Raw genomic sequence first — 21556 nt, forward strand, 5'->3', positions numbered from 1 at the left:
ATGATGGCAGTATTAATTAGCTACCTTTTTGCAGTTAATATCCTTACATTCATTATGTTTAACCTCGACAAGTGGTATGCCAGCACTGGAGGATGGCGAATATCCGAAAGAACTCTTTTGTTGTTCTGCCTTGCCGGTGGTGCTCTTGGTGGGTATTTAGGTATGAAATACGCTCATCATAAAACTAGAAAAACTATTTTCTTTCTAGGTATCCCTATCATAGGAGTTATACAGGTGATATTTGTTGTTTGGGTAATTTAATTTATAAAATTGGCTTTCGCAAAATAAAACTATGCGAAAGCCTTTATTATGTCTATTGAAACTCTTTTTATGAATTATTTAGCAAAAACATGTCGACCAATTTGCCCAGTAACTGGTCTCGACCAAATCCAGCCGCTGGTTGCTACCGCTGGATTCCAAAAATACAGTGCTCCCTTGGTTGGATCCTGACCTGCAAGGGCGGCCTGGGCAGCTTCTAGGGATGCATCACTAAAGGGTCGTTTATAATGGTTATTTGCAACGGATTCAAAGGCACTTTCTTGATAAATAACATCTGACAAGGTGTTTGGAAACTCACTATTTTCTACACGATTAAGAATAACCGCCCCCACTGCTACTTTCCCATCATAGGGTTCATTGGCTGCTTCAGCTTCAATAATGCTAGCCATCAGGGCTAGTTCATCTCTATCCACATTGCCACGGGACACTTGGAAATCCGCCGGCCTATTTTTTTGAGGTGAAATATCCAGTTTTTTTGCTCCAGAATATGCTACTTTGTTATTATTTAAAATCATATTTTCAGTAATTTTTTTCTCGCTAATTAATTGATTCCTTTGGTGTTCGCTGATAATTAATTGAGAAATGGGCAACAACATTAATACAATTAGAGAAAACGCTAATAACCTGGTCAAAGCCTTCTTACTTTTCAATGGTAAACACTCCTTTCAACAATTTCATTTGGCAATGTATTGTCTGGAGTTCACCTCAAAATTTCAAAATTTATACCTAGGGAGATACGCTTATAAAAGTATCATAATTTACCCTAACAATAAACACACAAAAGGTGGATAGATTACCATTTGTCACCCTTTGAATATTTAGGATGGAATTAGGATAACTTACCAATAAAAAGTAAGGAGGAGTTTTAATGGCTGAAGTTTCACTACATTTAGATCGGGTGGATGGAGCAAATGCCTTGGAGAAGATAGAACAGGCTATGCATGGGGTAGGTTTCGGTGAAGAGCTAAATATTACCATGGATGCCATTGATGCCCATCATTCTGATGAGATTTCGGACTTTCTTGCAAAAAAGGATTTTGATTTTCAACCCATTGGCAGTCATGACGGTAAAACCTATAAAATTACAGCCAGAAGAAAAAATCCCCCAAATAATTAACACTATTAATAGCCCCTAACCATCACTTACAAATCACTGGTAAAATTCAAGGGTTGTATAGGGGGGTATTGCATCAGCGGGGGGTGCTATCGTTATTAAGGGTTATTAACGGCGCTCCGCCAAAGTCGCTCAGAGGGATATAGATAGCACTTACTAATTCGTTAAGGTTAGTTTGCTAATGGCCAATGGCTAAAAGCTAATAGCTAATGACTCATGGCCCACGGCCCTATGAAAAAGGGAGTGCGCTGGCTACTATAACGTAGTTGCGGCACTCCCTCTTATACTAGTGTTTACCAGTATTTAGTTCTTCCAGCTCGTGTTCCTTATATACAGTCAAAGGAATAGGCTCATCTAAGGAACGTCCTGGTTCATACTCAAAACGATCTTGGTTGGCTTGGGAAAGGGCTTGGAACATCAAACCAACAGGAATGTTCATGGGACAAGCATTTTCACACTGGCCACACCCGACGCAGGATAAGCCCATATGGTTAACCCTTGTCAAATGGAATAGCATTGTATCGGTGGGTAACTCAATGCTGCCCTTTCTCTGGGCATATTGCATATATCTATCGCCGTTATGATCAAATATCGGACCAGCCGATACACATTCACGGCAGAAGCAGATGGGACAAGCCTGACGGCAGTTCTGACATTTAATACAGGTAGCCAAGACTTCTGCCAGCTTTTCCATAGAACTGACGGAACCCTTAAATTCGGCTAGGGCTTGAGCTTTAGCCTGGGTCTTTTCTGCGCTAATATTTGTTATCAATTTGGAGCGAGTCTCTGGTACTGCAGCAGTTTCTAAACCATCAATACCAGCTAAATCCACATCATCCTTAGTGGATATCAGTAAACCACCAGCCATACCTAACCAACCCAGAACAATGTCTGCATTATTAGCTTCGGGATAAGCACACACTGTGCAAGCCCTTCGCAGTTGCATGCCGGTGGGATTATTACCATCAGCAGCTTGGTTTACCCATTTGTCAGCATCTATTTTATTTTGTTTAATCATCTCTGCATAATCACTGGCAGGAAATGTACCAACACAATCAACACCAATGATCAACAGGTTATCTAATTTTGCTTGCTGTAGTTTAACTAACTCAATTAAAGCACGTACTTCACAGGAACGAAGCACTACGGCAACCTTTTCTGGCAAGTTTCGAGAAAGATTAGCCACCAGTCTGGCAGCATTAAGACCGTTAACCGGTGCAAAGGGATTCACTGCCCCAAACTTTTCAGGGTCTTTAATTAAGGTAGGAACTACGTTGGTTTTTGCCGTAACTTCCTGAGGAACCAAAACGGCCCCTACTTTCCCCGAAGTAATTAGAGATTTTAAAAATCCCCGGGCGGCATTCAGGGTGTCGCCGGATTTTATCATGTAAGTTTTCATGCGCTAACGCCTCCCACCTTAGATTTCCCAGTTCTTACGCAGCGGGTTAGGTCCTAACTCTTTGAGCTTTTGTGTCATTTCAGTAATAACTTCACCAAAATAAGCACCCTGAGAAGCACTGATGAAACGTAACCATAACCGTTCTTCCGGTACACCTAGTTGTTGGAGTACGTTTCTAGCAACGGCCACTTTACGACGTGCCTTGTAATTGCCACTACCATAGTGGCAGTCACCTTCGTGTCAGCCACCCACCAGAACAGCGTCGCCGCCGTCAAGGATGGGTTTAATCATATACAGGGGATCCACGGAACCGCTGCACATTACCCGAATAATCCGTACGTTAGGGGGATACTGTACACGGTTAGTACCAGCCAAATCCGCACCCGTGTAGGAACACCAGTTACAGAGTATGGCGATGATCTTGGGTTCATATTCACTGTTGCTGTTTACTTTTTCTTCAGGAACACTCATTCCATAACCCTCCTTTTCAGCTTAACTGTTACTGGCATCCAACATGGCCAGAATTTGAGCCTTTTCGAATCCCTTTTGCTGGCTGGCACCACTGGGACAAGCAGCCACACAGGCACCACAACCTTGGCAAAGTACATCCAATACCTCTGCTACCCTGGTGTTTTCATTCATAACCCGGGCACCGTAGGCACAGGCTTCTACGCACAAGCCACAGCCTTTACACCACTTGGGATTAACCTGAGCCACGTTACCAAGGGACTCTAATTTATCCTTGGACAACATGGTTACAGCACGAACCGCAGCGGCATTGGCCTGAGCAATGGATTCCTCAATCAACTTAGGCGAGTGAGCTAAGCCAGCAAGATATAAACCATCCGCAGCAAAATCCACCGGGCGTAGTTTCATATGGGCTTCCAAGTAATACCCATCTGCGTTTAGTGAGACCTTAAAGGTTTGACTAAGGGCATCTGTTCCCGCAGCGGGAATGATACCGGTACTTAATACCAGTAGATCTGCATCTAATTGCAAGTACTTGTTTAAGATGGGATCTTTTACCTTAACGGTGATCTTGTCTCCAGCAGCTTCCACCTGGGGTTTTTCATCTAAGGTATACCGGACAAAGATAACACCTTTTCTTCTGGCCTCAGCATAGTAGGTTTCATAGAAGCCATAGGTGCGAATGTCGCGGTAGATAATAAACACATTGGCCTCAGGATTTTGCTCTTTAATTTTGAGAGCATTTTTCACCGCACTATAACAGCAAATTCTACTACAGTAAGGACGCTCACTATTGCGAGAGCCCACACACTGGATCATGACAATGTTTTGGGCAGTACCCAGTCCTGGTCCAGCTAATTTATTCTCAAGTTCCCTTTGGGTTAATACCGCACTATGCTGTCCATACAAATACTCTGTGGTAGTGGCTGCCTCAGCACCGGTGGCAATAATTACTACACCATGCTCTATCTTTTTATCCCCCCCAGGGGTAGTCAAGGTAGTTTTGTAATTGCCCAGGTAACCAGCAACTTCTTTCACTGAGGAATTTAAATTCAGGTCAATATTAGGGTTATTATTGACATCATTGATAAGTTGATCAACTAACTCAGCAGGATTATTACCCTTCATGGTATATTTAATTTCCAGGGCATTACCGCCAAGTTTTTCAGTCCGTTCCACCAAGATTACTTTAAAGCCTTGACCTGCCAGGTTTAGAGCATTAGTCATACCAGCGACACCACCGCCAATAACCAGTGCCTGCCGATTGATATCCATAAAGGAGGTGTAAACTGGTTTTAACAACTTAACCTTAGCAACTGCCATGCTTACCAGGTCTTTAGCTTTTTCTGTTGCAGCATCGGGGTAATCTCTATGTACCCAGGATGAATGTTCACGGATGTTGGCTTGTTCAAAGAGATAGGGGTTTAATCCCGCTTCCTTTAAACTACTCTGGAATAAAGGTGCGTGAGTTCTCGGTGTACATGAGGCCACTACCACCCTGTTTAGTTGATGCTCATTAATACGTTCCTTTATTTTCTCAATGCTATCCTGGGAACAACTAAAGAGGAATTCCTCAGAGTGAACAACACCAGGAATTGTTCTGGCAAATTCGGCCACTTCTGGCACCCGAACTACGCTACCGATATTAATTCCGCAGTTACAAACAAATACGCCAACTCTTGGTTCTTCCTGGGTAATATCCCTTTCCGGCGGAAATTCTTTAACCTTACTCATGGTGCCCCTAACATCACTCAAGAACCGTGCAGCGTTGGCTGCTGCTGCACTGGCATCCATGACAGTTTCAGGAATATCCTTAGGTCCACAGAAGGCACCGCCAGCAAAGACTCCCTCTCTGGTGGTCTGACCAGGAATAAATTCAGAAGTCTTACAAAACCCAAACTGATCTAATTCAATCCCCGTAGCCTTGGCAAGGTCTGCATTACCCGAGGATGGTTTTAAACCAACGGAGAGGATTAACATTTCATATTCTTCTTCATTAAAGGAGCCATCTGTATTGCGATAGCGAACAATTATATTTTTCGTTTCGGGATCTTCTTTCACAGAAGATACCATAGCTTTTTCGTATTTTACACCATGTTGAATTCTGGCCCGGTCATAATACTTTTCAAAGTCTTTACCATAGGCCCTAATATCCATGTAGAATATTTTCGTCTCCAGACCTGGTTCGTGTTCCTGGGCAATGATGGCATGTTTTGTTGCATACATGCAACATACTGCTGAACAATAAGGATTTCCTTTGGCACTGTCCCGGGACCCGGCACATTGGATAAAGGCGATTTTCTTTGGTTCAACATGATCCGAAGGGCGTACCAGATGACCCATGGTGGGTCCACTGGCAGACAAAAGTCGTTCAAATTGCAAACTAGTTACCACGTTTTGATAACGTCCCCAGCCAAATTCTTCTCTTAGATTACCCTCCATAGGCTCAAAGCCGGGACTCAATACCACTGCTCCCACCTCTAATTCCAAGGTGGTATCAGGCATACTGTGATCTATGGCACCAGCCGGGCAAGCCTTGAGGCATTTGCCGCAGGCCTTAGGATTTTTAAGTTTTAAACACTTGTCCTTGTCTATGGCGTAGGCATTAGGAGTTGCCTGGGCGTATAGCTTGTAAACAGCCTTTCTTTTCCCTAAACCACCATTAAACTCATCATCCACTTTCACCGGGCATTGTTCAGCACAGGCACCACAACCAATACATTTTTCCAGGCTAACATATCTAGCATGTTGCAGCACTTTTGCCTTAAAATTACCCGGCTCCCCTACCAAATCAATGAGCTCTGCGCCTGTAATTATTTCAATGTTCAGGTGGCGGCCCACATCTACCAATTTTGGGGACATGGTACACATAGCACAGTCATTAGTGGGAAAAGTTTTGTCCAGTCTGGCCATAGTACCACCGATGGCGGGTTTCTTCTCCACCAAATAGACCCGGTAGCCGGACTCGGCCAAGTCCAGGGCAGACTGCATCCCTGAGATGCCACCACCCACAACCAAAACAGCTCCAATTTGTTTTTTATCCGTCATAGGTTTTCCAACCTCCTATCCCAGAGCCGCATCCATCATGGCCAGCAGCTGTTCTTTCTCGAAACCCTTCTGTTGAGTAGCACCGCTGGGGCATGCGGCCACACAAGCACCACAACCCTGACAGAGCACTTCCCGAACATAGGCTACTCCTCTGCGTTCGTCAAAAACCCTAGCCCCATAGGCACAGGCACTTACGCAGATTCCACAACCCTTACAAAGTTCCAGGTCTACCTCAGCAGTATTACCCAAAGACTCTAATCTTCCTTTAGAAAGAAGGGTAACTGCACGAACCGAAGCTGCATTGGCCTGGGCAATGGTTTCAGTGATATTCTTAGGTCCATGGGCCAATCCGCAGAGATATAGTCCATCCGCTGCAAAATCAACGGGTCTCAGCTTCATATGGGCTTCCAGGTAGAAGCCATCAGCATTTAGAGGTACCTTAAAGAGTTGGCTAAGAGCTTCAGTATCTGGTCTGGGCTTAATGCCGTTGGCCAAGGCCAATATATCTGCATCGATTTTTATCGGTTGTTTTAACACATGGTCAGTGACTGTTACTGTGACCTTATCTCCATTGGCCACTACTTGTGGTTTATCATCCACGCTATAACGGATAAAAATAACACCCTTACGTCTTGCCTCGGTGTAATATTCCTCTTTAAAGCCGTAAGTACGAATATCTCGATAAAGGATAATTACATTGGCAGCGGGATTCATTTCTTTTACCTTCAGGGCATTTTTTATGGCATGGGTACAACAAACTCTACTACAGTAGGGTCTTTCAGGAATACGGGAACCCACACAGTTAATCATGACATAGTTTTTAGCGTCACCCATTCCATGATCGGCAATTTTTTGCTCCAGTTGAGTCTGGGTAAGTACTGCAGGATGACTGCCATACAAATATTCAGTTGGTGAAGTTTCGTCAGCACCAGTGGCAATCACTACCGCACCATGATCTATTTCTAGTTTATTTGCATCAGCTTTAACAAGGGTGGTTCTGTAATTACCTAGGTAGCCAGAAACTTGTTCCACCCGCGCAGTTAGAACAACTTCAATCAAGGGGTTAGCTTCGATATCAGCCTTAAGTTTGGCAATAAAGCTAGGGATATCTTCCCCTTTCAGGCTGTAACGCAACTCTGTGGCTCTGCCACCCATTTGGTCTGATTTTTCTACCAGAGTAACTGGATAGCCCTGTTCCGCCAGGGACAGTGCATTGGTCATACCTGCTACACCGCCACCCACCACAAGGGTTCTCTGATTGACATCAATAAAGGATGTTTGTACAGGTTTCAGCAGTCTTACTTTGGCTACTGCCATTTTTACCAGATCCTTGGCCTTTTCCGTAGCATCTTCTGGTTGTTCTCTGTGTACCCAAGAGGACTGTTCACGGATGTTGGCATGCTCATAAAGATAGGGATTTAACCCAGCTTCCTTCAAGCTGCTCTGGAACAGTGGGGCGTGAGTTCTGGGTGTACAGGAGGCCACTACCACCCTGTTGAGACTGTGCTCCTGAATGCGGTTTTTAATTTTAATAATATTATCCTGAGAACAACTAAACAGGAATTCTTCTGTATGAACAACGCCAGGTAGTGTCTTGGCAAATTCTGCAACTTCAGGCACTCTGACAATACTGCCAATATTAATACCACAGTTACAAACAAACACACCTACTCTGGGTATTTGATTGGTAATATCCTTTTCAGGTGGAAATTCCTGAACTTCGGTCATGGTGCCACGGGCAGGTGCTAACAGACGAGAAACCATGGCTGCAGCAGCACTGGCATCGACGGCTGTATCTGGGATGTCCTTTGGTTCACCGAAGGCACCACTGACATAAATACCCTCTTTGGAGCTACAGCCTGGGGTAAATGTCTCGGTACGACAAAAACCATATTTATCAAGGTCAATACCACAGGCTTGCCCCAGTTCTTTAGCACTATCCGGTGCCGAAAGACCTACGGATAAAACTACCATGTCAAAGTTTTCTGTATATACATTTCCATCTTCGTCGGCATAACGAATCATCACATCATCACTGCCATCCTTGGCCGGGTCAATTCCATAGATACGGGAGCGGATAAACTCTACTCCTTGCTCGTCCTTAGCCCGGTTAAGGTACCGTTCAAAGTCCTTACCCGGTGTCCGCATATCCATATAGAATAGCTTAGCAGACAATGGATCGTGACTATGTTCCTTGGCAATAATGGCTTGCTTAATGGCGTACATGCAGCATACCGACGAGCAATAACCTTTACCTATTCTTTCGTTTCGAGATCCTACACACTGAATCCAGGCAATCTTGGTTGGTTCTTTATGGTCAGAAGGGCGAACCATATGCCCCGCATAGGGACCACTGGCTGAGAGGATACGTTCAAACTGAATACTGGTAACTACGTTGGGTAGCTTACCATAACCATAAAGTTTTAGATCTTCCGGATCATAGGGTTTAAAGCCAGGGTTCATCACCATGGCACCCACTTCAAGCTCAAATTCCCGGTCCTGCATCTGATGATCAATGGCCTTTGGCAAGCAGGCATCCACACATTGCATACATTCAGAGCAGATGGCACAATTTAAGCAGCGGGCTGCCTCTTCCTGAGCTTGTTCCGGTGTAAAGCCCAAACACACCTCTTCCGTATTGGTGGCCCTTCTTTCAGCAGGTGCATGGGACTGTTTTACCTTTGCTTGTTGAGTATAGGACTCAACCTTGCGAGGAATCGGTGAGACTTTCTCTTCTGGCACCTTAAATTGACGACCCGCCTTCATGTCCTCACCCTGTATGTAACGATGAATACTTTCGGCAGCACGTTTACCAGCTCCAACTGCATCGATAAGTAGGGCCGGTCCTGTAAACACATCACCACCGGTAAAAATACCAGGCACGTTGGTGGCTAAGGTATCTGGATCTGCTACAATACGGTCGCCCCACTGATTAGTCAGAGGCTTGTCACCCGTAAAAGACAAATCAGCCGTTTGCCCGATGGCTGAAATAACTGTGTCAACATCCTGCCACTGGGTCACCTTATCACCATATACAGGTATCCATTTACCCTTCTCATCCTTTTCCATCCTAACAACTTCTATGGTATCAACAATACCAACTTTTCCTTTGTTATCCTTTATTTCTTTAATAAGGGTTCTAAAATGGAATTTTACACCTTCTTCAATGGCTTCTTCGACTTCTTCAGGGGCAGCAGGCATTTCACCCCGGGTACGACGATACAATACATGTACTTCTGCCCCGGCACGACGGGCACTGCGGGCAGCATCCATAGCTACGTTACCGCCACCGACAACCAGAACTTTCTGACCTACATCTACTTTTTCCCCTAAACCAATTTTACGCAGCATGTCTACGGCAGAAATAACTCCATCTAAATTTTCCCCAGGAGTTCTCATGCTGGTACCCTTTTGGCAACCAACACCCAGAAAAATGGATTTGTATCCTTCCTTAAATAAACCATCGATGGTGATATCTTTTCCTAAGGCAGTATTAACTTTAATTTCAACGCCAAGACGCTTGATTAATTCAATTTCAAAATCTACCCATTTTTTAGGTAAACGGTATTCGGGAATACCTACACGCATCATACCGCCAGTAACCGGCAGTGCTTCAAATATTGTAACTTTATACCCCTTTAGGGCTAAAAAGTGTGCACAGGCTAGACCTGCGGGACCAGAGCCGATAACTGCAACCCTTTCATCCCTCTCTACTTCTTTTTCAGGTAGTGGTAATTCATTAATATCTTTCTGATAAGCTATATCCGCAGCAAGTCGTTTCAAGGTGGCAATTTGAATAGGCTCATCTACTTTAGCTCTATTGCAAGCAGTTTGACAGGGATGGGCACATATACGACCACAGATTGCAGGAAAAGGCATTTCCTCGTAAATCATTTTCCAAGCATCGATAAATTTGCCTGACTTTATTAATTGAACATACCCCTGTACATTGATGCCAGCCGGACAGGTTGCTTTACAAGGTGCAACACCTCTTTTATCAATAGCAAAGGCATTTGGGGTAGCTTGGGCATACAATTTATAGGTTGCCTTACGGGTGTCAATTTCACCGTTAAACTCATTTGGTAATTCTACTGGACAAACCCTAGCACAATCTCCACAACCTGTACATTTAGCAATATCAATATAGCGAGCACTTTGGTGTACCTTGACTTTAAAATTACCAGGTTCACCGGTAACTTCTTTTACCTTAGCACCGGTAATAATTTCGATGTTTTTATGACGTCCAGTATCTACCAACTTGGGGGACATAATACACATAGCACAGTCATTGGTGGGAAAGGTTTTATCCAACCTTGCCATAGTACCACCGATAGCAGGCTTTTCATCCAACAAATAAACTTTAAAACCTGACTCAGCCAGATCTAGGGCAGATTGCATGCCGGATATTCCGCCACCCACCACCATTGCCGCACCGGTTAATTTCTTATCGGTTTGGACGTTGCTCATTTAACTAAACCTCCATCCCTTTACGATTACTCAGCTTGAATGGAATTAACAATTTTTTCAGGATCGACTAAATGCTTATTCCACCATTCACGAGCTTCTGCAATACCTAAAGCTAGACCCATTAGTTCAGTGAAGAAAAATACTGGGATATCTTCACCCTGAGGACGACGCATTTCAAGGTTCGTCTGACATAGGGGGCAAGAATTGACCACAGCATCTGCACCAGCTTCCCGGGCCTTGGCTAATATCTTCCCGGATAAGTTCGTTACCATGGCTGATTTAGCTATTGAATGACCCGCTCCACAGCAATCAACTTTATATGACCAACTAACTGGTGTAGCCCCTAAAGTTTTCATTAAATTATCCAACTGCATAGGGTTTTCAGTGCTGTCAATGCCAGTTATCTCAGCAGGCCGCACAGATAGGCAACCATAGTAGCAGGCAAGCTTCAGATTTTTTAGAGGTTTCTGAACCTTTTGGCTAATAGCTTTTAAGCCAATTTTTTCAACCATATAGGCCAACAAGTCATAAACTCTAGGTTGTTGATCAAATTGAAAAGCTAATGTTTTTTCCATTTCCTGACGCATCTCAGCATTATGTATCATTTGATACTCTGTTGTTTTAAGACGATTGAAACATGCAGAACAGGGGACTACGCAATCCAGACCCATTTTTTGTATTTGTTTAATGGTTAGAGCCGGCAGACCAACTGAAAGTCTATGATTAGTGGCATGGGCCGAAGTAGCACCACAACAGGTCCAATCAGGTATTTCTACCAACTCAAGATCCAACGCTTTACTTACTGCCCGAACTGAGCTATCGAACTCTTTGGCTGTCGCTTCTAAAGAACATCCAGGGTAATATGACACTTTCAAAATTATCCCCTACTTTCCGTTAAACCATATCCTAATGTCCATTTCTTTTTTCCTTAGACCATTCGAAAATTTTCCGAACTTCCGTTTTGCTTGAAACACTATGTGGGAATAAGGCTAGCTTTCCTTTAAGGAACATTTTAAGACCTACTCCCATATCATCCATTAAGTGACCACTTTTTAGCTTGTACTTCATTAACATAGTTGCTTCATGTACTCTACCAAGGGATTTTGCAGATTCCAAAAAGCACTGGTGGAATAAATAAACATCTTTTTCAGCCGGTGCTACTCCCTCTTCAATAGCCATCTCCCTTAAGGCATCCGTGACAGCAGCTATACGAATACCATTGGGACAACGAGCACCACAGGTCTCGCATCCTACACATATCCAGATGGCCTTACTCTTTAGTAATTCATCCTTTAATCCAAACTGAATCATCCGGAGTATCTGGTTGGTATCCATCTCTCCGTACTCAGCAATGGGACAACCCGAGGCACATTTTTGGCACTGAAAACAAGCCTTAATATCTTGACCACTTTTCTCACTTATTTCATTTGTGAAATTTAGGTCTAGTGCCTTCGGACCATCATCGGTTATAATATACACAGGTCCACCCCCTTGGTATTACGATTTTACTTTAGTTTAGTTTATCATAGGCTATAGTTAGAATAAACTACTGCATTTTTCGACCAAGTCCCAAAATCGACAAATTATTGGGAATATCTTCATTTCTCGACTTGTTTCGCTATGATTCATTTTATTTCACGCCATTACTTTAGTCAGCTTAATTATGGGCATGACTTATTTGGGTAATCCCTTGATTTATAAGGATTTCTTGTTCTACATTGCATCGTTTAATTCCTTCTATTATACTACTTTATATTGGAAAATTATTGTTTTTTCGCTAAAACTATTTTCGCTGGCATAATTATTAGTTGCGAAAATAGTTTTACTTTTTAATCTTATCAAGGTTATGTGTAGTTAATTTCCTGTTTGAAATAGTAACCTGGATTAACTGTTAGCTTAAGATTAGGATTTTGAGATAGAACAAAACTAAGCCAGGGCAATAAAATAAGGGGATTAGGTCGTAACCTAGTCCCCTTTTGAACGAGTTTGAGCACATCTTTAATTGTTGAGTATGAAACCAATTAGTGGAAAAATAAACCCTATCCCCATTATGACAAACAAGAAACCAAAACTAAAACTTTCTTGTTTAGACGATGCCTCTGAAATTAGGTACTGTTCATATTCTCTACCTATCATAGGGCACCCCTCCCTACTATTGTATCCTGTATACATAGTTTACTTTAATATGTTTGGATAGTAAAGTTCCATTTTTCACATACTCGAACGGTGCTACCCTATATTTTCTATTTTATCTAAGTCATTCTTTAGTTTTGGTATTAAATTAGAAGGGGTCTGGCCCTCTTAGGGACTTTCATCTGGTGAGCCAGACCCCTTGTGGAACCTTGAACGGAATGTAGAATTAGTAAAACCAATGGTTGACGGTAAACCTAACCTATTTCTAACAATTTACTGGTCTGCTGCCAAAGCTCTTGTATGGCTGTTTGTGCTTCTCCTTTACCTAAGGTAGTAATGGGGGTTCCTTGAAGGACTGCATCAATCATCTTTTGGTCATAGGGAATTTTACCCAGAATCGGTATATTTAATTTTGCGGCCAAATCTTCGATATATTTGCAATTATTTTTATCTAAATCATATTTGTTAATACAAACTGCTGTTATACAGCCAAAATTCGCAGTTACCCTCACGATTCTTTCCAAGTCATGAATTCCAGAAAGCGTTGGTTCAGTAACAATTAATGCCATATCGGTACCAGCCAACGAAGAGATTACTGGACAACCCACTCCCGGAGGCCCGTCGCTAATTATTAAGGGGATATTTTGTGATTTGGCAGTTTCCCGGGCTTTTTTCCTTACTACATTAACTAAGAGACCTGAGTTTCCTTGGGCAATCCCCAGTTTTGCATGAACCATAGGACCCCATTTTGTGTCCGATATATACCAATGACCCGAAAGCTGTTGATTTAGTCTGACTGCTCCCTGATCGCAAACATGGAAGCATAGGGAGCATCCTTCACAGGTATAGGAATTCACTACTCCTCCATTGATTGCCTTAAATCTGCAAAGTTCTTCGCATACTCCGCAACGATTACATAGTTCCGAATTTATCTCAGCCTTTTTTTCGCCATAATACTCATAGGTTTCTAATACCTTGGGCTGGAGTAAAATATGAAGATTAGCTGCATCAACATCACAGTCACAAATTACAGCATGCCCTGTTAGGGTGGCAAAAGCACCCAATATGCTGGTCTTCCCAGTTCCACCTTTACCACTGACTATAGTTAACTCTTTCATTGCTGCACCTCCTGGTACAACTGTTGGTAAAGAAGATAAAATTTATCCTTATATTGGGGACTCATTTCCACCAAGGGTATCCCCTTAGCATAGGCCTTGGCTATTTCCAACTCATAGGGAATGCGTAGTAATATTTGCAAACCCTTTTCCATACAGTATTGATCAATAATATCGTTATGGGGTACATCACGGTTAATCACAACCCCGCAAGGTACTCCCAGTACCTTTAGCATTTCCGCTGCCAAGGCCAGATCATTTAAACCAAAAGGAGTTGGCTCAGTAACCAAAACACAATAGTCTGTTTTTTCCACCGCAGCCATCACTGGACAAGAACTTCCTGGAGGTCCATCTATAATGACAATTTTCCCTTGATCGTCCTCCCTATCCCGCACAGCCTTTACCACTGGTGGACTGATGTGTGTACCTAGTTTTAATTTCCCGCTCACTAACTGAAGGGAACCAGCTTGGCTTATAGTTACGGTTCCAATTTTTTTGGGTTTAGGTTCCAATGCGCCATTGGGGCAAAGGTACCAGCAACCACCACAACTATGACAGACATCTGGGAAAATCACCAAAGTTCTTTTCAGCAAGGCAATGGCATTAAATTGACAGACTTCTGAGCATTTACCACAATAACTGCATTTGTCATAATCTACTTTAGGGATAGGCAGTGATACCTCATGGCTTTCAATAGGGTTACATTTAAGAAACACATGAAGATTGGGTTCCTCTACGTCGCAGTCTAATAATTGAACTGACTTATCTTTAGCCAATAAGGATAAGGCTAGGTTTGTTGCCACCATGGTCTTACCAGTGCCACCTTTACCGCTGGCAACAGAAATTTTCATTACTTCACCACCTAACGTCCATTGGGTCCGACACTAGGGCCATTAGCCTCTGTCAGTTCACCCTTTTGGTAATTAAGTAATACATCCCCTACTTTTCCTGATGCACCTATGTAAACCTTTATACCTGCAGCCTCTAAAGCAGTAAAGGCATTTGGTCCTACATTCCCTGTAATGATAACTTCAATGCCCTGATCATTTAAAAGTCTAGCTGTAGCTATACCCGCTGCTCCGGTTGCAAGTCTACCAGTATTATCTAGGGAATCGACAGAACCGCTTTCCGTATCATAGATTATAAAATATTCACATCTACCCAGACGAGGATTTAATTCATCATGCATTGACTTACCATAGGACGAAAAAGCAATTTTCATTTTGGCTCACTCCTTGTTCCAAAAAAATAAAGTGTTATTAGTGTACTATTACATTCTGTTTTATAAGTCCTTTATGAACATCCGTTCATAACCATATTATACTTATTATGAGAATATGTCAATAAATCTCCCCTAGGTATTTTGTGTTTAACGTCAAAAGCTTGGTACATGACCCCCCCAAAAAAAACATACAAATAAAAAACCTAGTTGTAAGGTCGTGTTATCGTTGTCCACCTAAGTAACTTTGATGGAGCACCAGTAATGACTCTTGAAAAATGGAGGGTATTAATAAAAAAGGACCCGGAGTTTCATAAAAACACTGGGTCCATAGCGATTATAAATTATTAGCCTGCCATCAGCTTTCTATTGGGGCCACAAAGGGCCCCTCAGAAAACATGCATAAAAGCTATAGGCGGGATGGTTAATGTCTAAATGTCCAGTACAGCGTCTATCATGGCCAGCATCTGACCTTGTTCAAAACCCCTTTGCTTAGTGGCGCCACTGGGACAGGCTGCAGCACAGGCACCACAACCCTGACAAAGTACTTCCCGTACAATGGCAACTCTTCTACGCTCATCAAGTATTCTGGCACCGTAGGGACAGACACTAACACAAATGCCACATCCTTTACACAGTTCGGTATCCACTTCAGCGGTGATACCCAATGATTCCAATTTTCCCTTGGACAGGAGTGTCACCGCTCGGATAGAGGCAGCATTGGCCTGGGCGATGGTTTCACTAATATCCTTCGGTCCGTGTGCTAACCCACATAGATATAAACCATCTGCAGCAAAATCAACTGGCCGTAGTTTCATATGGGCCTCGAGAAAATAGCCGTCGCTATTCAAGGGTACCTTAAATAATTGACTTAATCGTTCTGTATCGGAACGGGGTTGTATTCCATTAGATAAAGCCAAGATATCAGCTTCAATTTGAATTTTTTGGTCAAGTATATGATCCGTTACGGTTACTATTACTTTATCGCCCTTAGCAGTAACCTCCGGTTTGTTATCAACATTATAACGGATAAAAATAACTCCCTGGCGTCTGGCCTTAGTATAATACTCTTCTTTAAAACCATAGGTTCGAATATCCCTATACAGGATAATTACATTGGCCTCGGGCTTTTGTTCCTTAATTTTTAAGGCATTCTTAATGGATTGTGTACAACAAACCCTACTACAGTAAGGCCTATTGGGTTCTCTGGAACCCACACAGTTAATCATGACCACTGTATTGGCTTGGCCAAGACCGTCATCGAACAACCTTTGCTCTAATTCAGTTTGGGTCAATACTGCCTTGTCGCCCCCATACAGATACTCAGTGGGTTCTATGGGATCTGCGCCAGTCGCCACAACCACTGCACCGTGTTTTACCTCAATTCTAGAACCATCCTGGTTTAATAAGGTGGTCTGATAGTTTCCCAGATATCCAGAAACCTTATCTACCTGGGCATTGAGAATAACATCTACCAATGGGTTAGCCTCTACGTCATTTATGAGTTTTGTTATAGATTCTAAAATATTTTCTCCCGTAAGGCTATAGCGTAATTCTACGGCGTGACCACCTAAGGTAGCACTCTTTTCTACCAGAGTGACAGGGTAACCCTGCTCAGCCAAGGACAAAGCATTGGTCAATCCAGCTACGCCACCACCCACCACTAGGGTTCGTTGATCCAGATCAACAAATGCAGGTTGTACTGGCTTGAGCAGACGCACCTTGGCCACAGCCATTCTTACCAAGTCTTTTGCCTTTTCAGTGGCATCCTCAGGTCTATTGCGATGTACCCAGGAAGATTGTTCCCTGATATTGGCATGTTCATAGAGATATGGGTTAAGCCCAACTTCTTTCATACTACTCTGAAACAGAGGAGCATGGGTTCGCGGAGTACAAGAGGCCACCACAACTCTGTTGAGGTCATGCTCAAGAATTCGTTCTTTAATCTTTATAATGTTATCAGCAGAACAAGTAAACAAAAATTCCTCCGTATGCACAACACCTGACAAGCCCTTAGCATATTCTACAACCTCTGAAACTTTAACAACAGCACCAATATTAATACCGCAATTGCAAACAAACACACCTACCCTGGGTGCCTGATTGACTACATTTTTTTCTGGAGGAAACTCCTGTGTGATGGTTAAGGTTCCCCGGGCCGGAGCCAGGAGTCGTGATGCAAGGGCTGCTGCAGCGCTGGCATCTACTACTGTTTCAGGAATATCCTTGGGTTCCCTAAAGGCTCCACTGACAAAAATACCATCTCTGGAAGTGCATCCAGGAGTTAAATCTTTACTGCGACAAAAACCATATTGGTCTAATTCAATATTGGCTGCTGTCCCAAGCTCTTCAGCTCCCTCAGGGGGTGAGATGCCAACGGACAGTATAACTAAATCAAAGTTTTCCTGATGCAGTAACCCTTTTTCATCGGCATAGCGAATCATTAGATCATCGTTACCGTCAGGTGATGAATCTATTTGATAAATGCGGGATCGCATAAACTTGATTCCATGTTCTTCTATAGCACGGTTTTGATATCGTTCAAAATCTTTACCAGGAGTCCGCATATCCATATAAAACAAAGTTGTGTCAATTGGTGTGTGACTATGTTCCTTGGCAATGATGGCTTGTTTAATAGAATACATACAACACACCGATGAACAATAGCCCTTACCAATTCTTTCATTACGGGATCCTACACATTGAATCCAAGCAATTTTGGTTGGTTCCTTGTGATCAGATGGACGAACCATATGACCAGCAAAGGGGCCACTGGCCGACAAAATTCTTTCAAATTGGATACTGGTTACTACATTGGGGTATTTCCCATAACCGTATAGTTTTAGATTTTTAGGGTCATAGGGTTTAAATCCTGGATTAAGAATAAGTGCTCCCACATTAATTTCTAATTCTTGGTCTTGCATATCATGGTTAATTGCCTTTGGTAAGCAAGCATCCACACATTGCAGACATTCGGAACAAACTGCACAGTTTAAGCAACGCTCTGCTTCGGATTTAGCCTGTGACTCATCATAGCCAAGTGCTACCTCAACAAAATTATCTTTCCTGATATCAGGGGCAGTATAATTCTGTACAAATGCTGGTTGAGTTTTTACTTCGTTTTCTTGTTGGCGAAGGGGAGATATTTCCTCTTCTGGTATTTTAAAAGCGCGACCAATATTTAAATCTTCACCCTGTATATAACGATGGATACTCTCCGCAGCCCTTTTACCTGCGCCTACTGCATCAATCAACAATTTGGGACCAGTGAAGGCATCTCCCCCTGCAAATATTCCTGGCACATTGGTGGCCAAGGTTTCCGGATCGGCCATCAGTCGGTTGCCCTGCTGGTTGGCCAGAGGCTTATCTTCAGTAAAGGATAAATCCACAGTTTGACCGATGGCTACCAGTACACCATCAAAATCATCCCAATGGGTTATTACTTCGCCGCATTGGGGAGCAAAACGTCCTGCAGCATCAAAGAGACTGGTAACATTAGCTGTTATTAAACCCTTTACCGTTCCATTATCTCCTTTGATTTCCTTGACGCTATGGGCATAGTGGAAGTAAATCCCTTCCTCTGTTGCTTCTTGAATTTCTTCGGGATCAGCTGGTAATTCTCCCTCGGATTCTAGACTAAGAACATGGACTTCAGCACCCAGACGACGGGATACGCGAGCAGCATCCATGGCCACATTGCCACCGCCAATAACGGCAATCTTCTTTCCTATGGTGACTGTTTCACCAAGTCCCACTTTACGCAGCAACTCTACAGCAGTAGTAACACCGTCCAAATTGCTGCCAGGCACCTTAAGATTAAGACCTTTCTGAGCACCTATCCCCAAAAAGATAGCCTTATAGCCTTGGTTAAATAGTTCATCAATGAAAATATCTTTACCTAGGGCAGTGTTAAGTCTAATTTCCACACCCAGCCGTTTAACTAAGTCCACCTCTAAATCTACCCATTTTTTAGGTAATCTATATTCAGGAATCCCCACACGCATCATACCACCGGTAACAGGTAAGGCTTCAAAGACAGTAACTTGATAGCCATTTAGGGCTAGGAAATGAGCACAGGATAAGCCTGATGGGCCAGCACCTATGACTGCCACCTTTTCATCAAGTTGATCTACTCGTTCCGGTAAAGGAAGTTCCGCCATATTAGAATAAGCCACATCTGCAGCAAAACGCTTTAAGTTTTTGATTTGCACTGGGTCGTCGATTTTTGATCTATTACAAGCTGTTTGACAGGGGTGGGCACAAATTCTTCCCAAAACTGCAGGAAAGGGCATATCCTTATAAATCATTTTCCAGGCATCCACTGGCTTGCCGGACTTTACCAGTTGCACATAGCCTTGAACGTTCACTCCTGCAGGGCAGGCAGCCTTACAGGGAGCAACCCCTCTCTTTTCAATGGCAAAGGCATTTGGTGTAGCCTGGGCATAAAGTTTGTATGTGGCTTTCCGAATATCTATATTACCATTAAACTGGTTTGGTAGTTCAACTGGGCAAACTTTAGCACAATCACCACATCCGGTACATTTTGTTGTGTCAATATAACGGGCCTTTTGATTTACCTTTACCTTAAAATTACCTGCTTCACCGGCAACATTAGCAATCTTAGCACCGGTAATAATTTGAATGTTCTTATGACGACCCGTATCAACTAATTTTGGGGACATGATACACATTGCACAATCGTTAGTGGGAAATGTTTTATCTAGGCGAGCCATGGTACCACCAATAGCAGGCTTCTCCTCCAATAAATAAACTTTAAACCCAGATTCAGCAAGATCAAGGGCAGATTGCATCCCCGATATGCCCCCACCTACCACCATTACCGAACCAGTCATTTGATTTATCAATCCATCTTGTTCACTCATCAACTAACTAACCTCCTTCAAACAATGCACGCATCATGCAAATTGTTTTGATTGTGGAAATTGTCTCATGCAACACCTCCAGCCAAGAATTATTTTTCGATTATCCTATACCTGATTTCAGTTTATCATAACAATAGCGTAATTCAAATACCATTGGTAGGTTTAATATAATTATTTTTTGTATATTTTTACTATTATTTTTTAACATTCATACTCATGCGTTATTACCAGCGAAAAAACATACGGATTTTTCATAAGACACGCTTGTAACATATGGTACAAGCTTATCAAAAAAGCAGATGTCAGCCTTTGTTTGCTTTTTTGCATAGTAAAAATCCAATACTTTCCTAAGCAAATAAAAAACTGGTTCACTTTACGTGAACCAGTTCTAGGGAAGTTACAACATGCTTCGTTCGGCCCTCTGTATCGCCAGCTTAACAAAGTTACCACACTCTCTCGAGGTCAGGTTACCGTAGTCATTGCCTTGGATACGGTCTGCTGCGCCCATTTCCTGGGCAAGCTCATATTTCAGGGCATCACTCATGTATTTAGCCATGTCTTACCCCTCCCTTATTGCTAATTTAGCCCAAACGCAGTTATACTATACGGGGTGAAAATATTTTTTTATTACTTAACTAATACTAGAAAAGGTGAAAGTTTTAATGAATAAGAAAAATTTGCAAAAAATATTGTTAGTTCAGGTCACACGGGCAATCACTCATTTTAATTTAATTGAACCGGGAGATAAGGTAGTCGTAGGGGTCTCGGGGGGAAAAGACAGTCATTCTCTCCTCTATTGTCTTAGTCTTTACCAACACAGATATTTAAAAAAGATACCCTTTGAACTGCATGCCGTACATTTGGACATGGGGTTAGGTGCAGATTTAGTACCAATGAATGAGCTATGTAAAAGATTAAATATCCCTTTAACCGTTAAGCATACTGATATTGGAACAATATTGTTTGATATTCGAAAAGAAACTAACCCTTGTTCCCTATGCGCAAATCTACGCCGGGGTGCTCTTCACAATGTAACTAAAGATTTAGGTTTTAACAAAGTAGCCTTAGCCCATCACCTAGATGATGTTATTGAAACTTTTTTTATGAGTTTACTTTATAATGGAAACATAAAAACCTTTTCTCCAAAAACATATCTTGATCGAACTGATCTTACTGTAATTCGCCCCTTTGTTTACGTCACGGAAAACCAAATAAAAAAATTGTTACCCTTGGAGAATATTCCTATTATTCAAAATCCCTGCCCGGCAAACAAACATACTAAACGGGAAGAAGTAAAAAACTTAATTGACAGTCTTTCTCAACAATACCCTGATATTCGTCAAAAATTTTTAACTTCGCTGCATAATTTCGATCCAAAAAATCTGTGGCCGGTAAAAGAAAATAATAAGGGCCGGTGGAGTTAATACCCCC

General features: G+C 42.6%; 16 protein-coding genes. 3 read left to right on the forward strand and 13 right to left on the reverse strand.

The genetic code is table 11. The annotated features are described in order from the left end of the window. Entirely contained in the window at positions 1-261 is a 261-nt protein-coding gene (locus tag ACYQ03_RS14835) for a DUF1294 domain-containing protein (RefSeq protein ID WP_459910700.1), read from the forward strand. A 74-nt stretch (positions 262-335) separates the two neighbouring features. Here ACYQ03_RS14835 and ACYQ03_RS14840 read toward each other — a convergent pair whose 3' ends face one another. Then, positions 336-929 (reverse strand): cell wall hydrolase, encoded by a 594-nt coding sequence (locus tag ACYQ03_RS14840; protein ID WP_459910701.1) that lies wholly within the window; start codon positions 927-929, stop codon positions 336-338. 218 nt (positions 930-1147) lie between these two features. Between ACYQ03_RS14840 and ACYQ03_RS14845 the strand changes: the two genes are divergently transcribed. Beyond that, on the forward strand, positions 1148-1396 hold the full coding sequence (locus ACYQ03_RS14845; RefSeq protein ID WP_459910702.1) for a hypothetical protein: 249 nt from the start codon (positions 1148-1150) through the stop codon (positions 1394-1396). A 283-nt stretch (positions 1397-1679) separates the two neighbouring features. Here the strand turns inward: ACYQ03_RS14845 and ACYQ03_RS14850 are convergent, their stop codons facing one another. From ACYQ03_RS14850 to ACYQ03_RS14905, 12 genes are all read right to left on the reverse strand, one after another. Beyond that, a complete protein-coding gene (locus ACYQ03_RS14850; RefSeq protein ID WP_459910703.1) occupies positions 1680-2792 on the reverse strand; it encodes a 4Fe-4S dicluster domain-containing protein in 1113 nt (370 codons plus the stop codon). 18 nt (positions 2793-2810) lie between these two features. Continuing rightward, positions 2811-3263 (reverse strand): hydrogenase iron-sulfur subunit, encoded by a 453-nt coding sequence (locus ACYQ03_RS14855; RefSeq protein ID WP_459910704.1) that lies wholly within the window; start codon positions 3261-3263, stop codon positions 2811-2813. Between the two features lie 21 nt (positions 3264-3284). Then, complete coding sequence (locus tag ACYQ03_RS14860) at positions 3285-6308, reverse strand: FAD-dependent oxidoreductase (RefSeq protein WP_459910705.1); 3024 nt, start codon at positions 6306-6308, stop codon at positions 3285-3287. A 15-nt stretch (positions 6309-6323) separates the two neighbouring features. Then, the gene (locus tag ACYQ03_RS14865; RefSeq protein WP_459910706.1) at positions 6324-10775 is read right to left on the reverse strand and encodes an FAD-dependent oxidoreductase; all 4452 of its coding nucleotides are present in this window, start codon (positions 10773-10775) and stop codon (positions 6324-6326) included. Between the two features lie 26 nt (positions 10776-10801). After that, positions 10802-11650: a CoB--CoM heterodisulfide reductase iron-sulfur subunit B family protein gene (locus ACYQ03_RS14870; protein ID WP_459910707.1), complete on the reverse strand. Its 849-nt coding sequence runs from the start codon at positions 11648-11650 to the stop codon at positions 10802-10804. Between the two features lie 31 nt (positions 11651-11681). Further along, positions 11682-12254: a 4Fe-4S dicluster domain-containing protein gene (locus ACYQ03_RS14875; protein ID WP_459910708.1), complete on the reverse strand. Its 573-nt coding sequence runs from the start codon at positions 12252-12254 to the stop codon at positions 11682-11684. A gap of 519 nt (positions 12255-12773) precedes the next feature. After that, on the reverse strand, positions 12774-12911 hold the full coding sequence (locus ACYQ03_RS14880; protein ID WP_459910709.1) for a hypothetical protein: 138 nt from the start codon (positions 12909-12911) through the stop codon (positions 12774-12776). Positions 12912-13162: 251 nt separating this feature from the next. Further along, complete coding sequence (locus tag ACYQ03_RS14885) at positions 13163-14026, reverse strand: ATP-binding protein (protein ID WP_459910710.1); 864 nt, start codon at positions 14024-14026, stop codon at positions 13163-13165. Then, the gene (locus ACYQ03_RS14890; RefSeq protein ID WP_459910711.1) at positions 14023-14874 is read right to left on the reverse strand and encodes an ATP-binding protein; all 852 of its coding nucleotides are present in this window, start codon (positions 14872-14874) and stop codon (positions 14023-14025) included. Before ACYQ03_RS14890 ends, ACYQ03_RS14885 begins: the two co-directional genes overlap by 4 nt. An 11-nt stretch (positions 14875-14885) precedes the next feature. Next, complete coding sequence (locus tag ACYQ03_RS14895; protein WP_459910712.1) at positions 14886-15245, reverse strand: NifB/NifX family molybdenum-iron cluster-binding protein; 360 nt, start codon at positions 15243-15245, stop codon at positions 14886-14888. Positions 15246-15673: 428 nt separating this feature from the next. Then, positions 15674-20125, reverse strand: a complete 4452-nt coding sequence (locus ACYQ03_RS14900) for an FAD-dependent oxidoreductase (RefSeq protein WP_459910822.1) — start codon at positions 20123-20125, stop codon at positions 15674-15676. A 397-nt stretch (positions 20126-20522) separates the two neighbouring features. Next, the gene (locus ACYQ03_RS14905) at positions 20523-20681 is read right to left on the reverse strand and encodes a small, acid-soluble spore protein, alpha/beta type (RefSeq protein WP_459910713.1); all 159 of its coding nucleotides are present in this window, start codon (positions 20679-20681) and stop codon (positions 20523-20525) included. Positions 20682-20787: 106 nt separating this feature from the next. Here ACYQ03_RS14905 and ACYQ03_RS14910 point away from each other — a divergent pair, with 106 nt between their 5' ends. Next, positions 20788-21549, forward strand: a complete 762-nt coding sequence (locus ACYQ03_RS14910) for a tRNA lysidine(34) synthetase (protein WP_459910714.1) — start codon at positions 20788-20790, stop codon at positions 21547-21549. Positions 21550-21556: the final 7 nt, after the last annotated feature.

It is taken from the genome of Desulfotomaculum defluvii (assembly GCF_054657375.1).

Bases quoted from the DNA above. Each gene is read 5' to 3' on its own strand.
- ACYQ03_RS14865 (WP_459910706.1), bottom strand. From the start codon at position 10,775: ATGAGCAACGTCCAAACCGATAAGAAATTAACCGGTGCGGCAATGGTG.
- ACYQ03_RS14885 (WP_459910710.1), bottom strand. From the start codon at position 14,026: ATGAAAGAGTTAACTATAGTCAGTGGTAAAGGTGGAACTGGGAAGACC.
- ACYQ03_RS14890 (WP_459910711.1), bottom strand. From the start codon at position 14,874: ATGAAAATTTCTGTTGCCAGCGGTAAAGGTGGCACTGGTAAGACCATG.
- ACYQ03_RS14835 (WP_459910700.1), top strand. From the start codon at position 1: ATGATGGCAGTATTAATTAGCTACCTTTTTGCAGTTAATATCCTTACA.
- ACYQ03_RS14845 (WP_459910702.1), top strand. From the start codon at position 1,148: ATGGCTGAAGTTTCACTACATTTAGATCGGGTGGATGGAGCAAATGCC.
- ACYQ03_RS14880 (WP_459910709.1), bottom strand. From the start codon at position 12,911: ATGATAGGTAGAGAATATGAACAGTACCTAATTTCAGAGGCATCGTCT.
- ACYQ03_RS14895 (WP_459910712.1), bottom strand. From the start codon at position 15,245: ATGAAAATTGCTTTTTCGTCCTATGGTAAGTCAATGCATGATGAATTA.
- ACYQ03_RS14850 (WP_459910703.1), bottom strand. From the start codon at position 2,792: ATGAAAACTTACATGATAAAATCCGGCGACACCCTGAATGCCGCCCGG.
- ACYQ03_RS14910 (WP_459910714.1), top strand. From the start codon at position 20,788: ATGAATAAGAAAAATTTGCAAAAAATATTGTTAGTTCAGGTCACACGG.
- ACYQ03_RS14860 (WP_459910705.1), bottom strand. From the start codon at position 6,308: ATGACGGATAAAAAACAAATTGGAGCTGTTTTGGTTGTGGGTGGTGGC.
- ACYQ03_RS14900 (WP_459910822.1), bottom strand. From the start codon at position 20,125: ATGAGTGAACAAGATGGATTGATAAATCAAATGACTGGTTCGGTAATG.
- ACYQ03_RS14905 (WP_459910713.1), bottom strand. From the start codon at position 20,681: ATGGCTAAATACATGAGTGATGCCCTGAAATATGAGCTTGCCCAGGAA.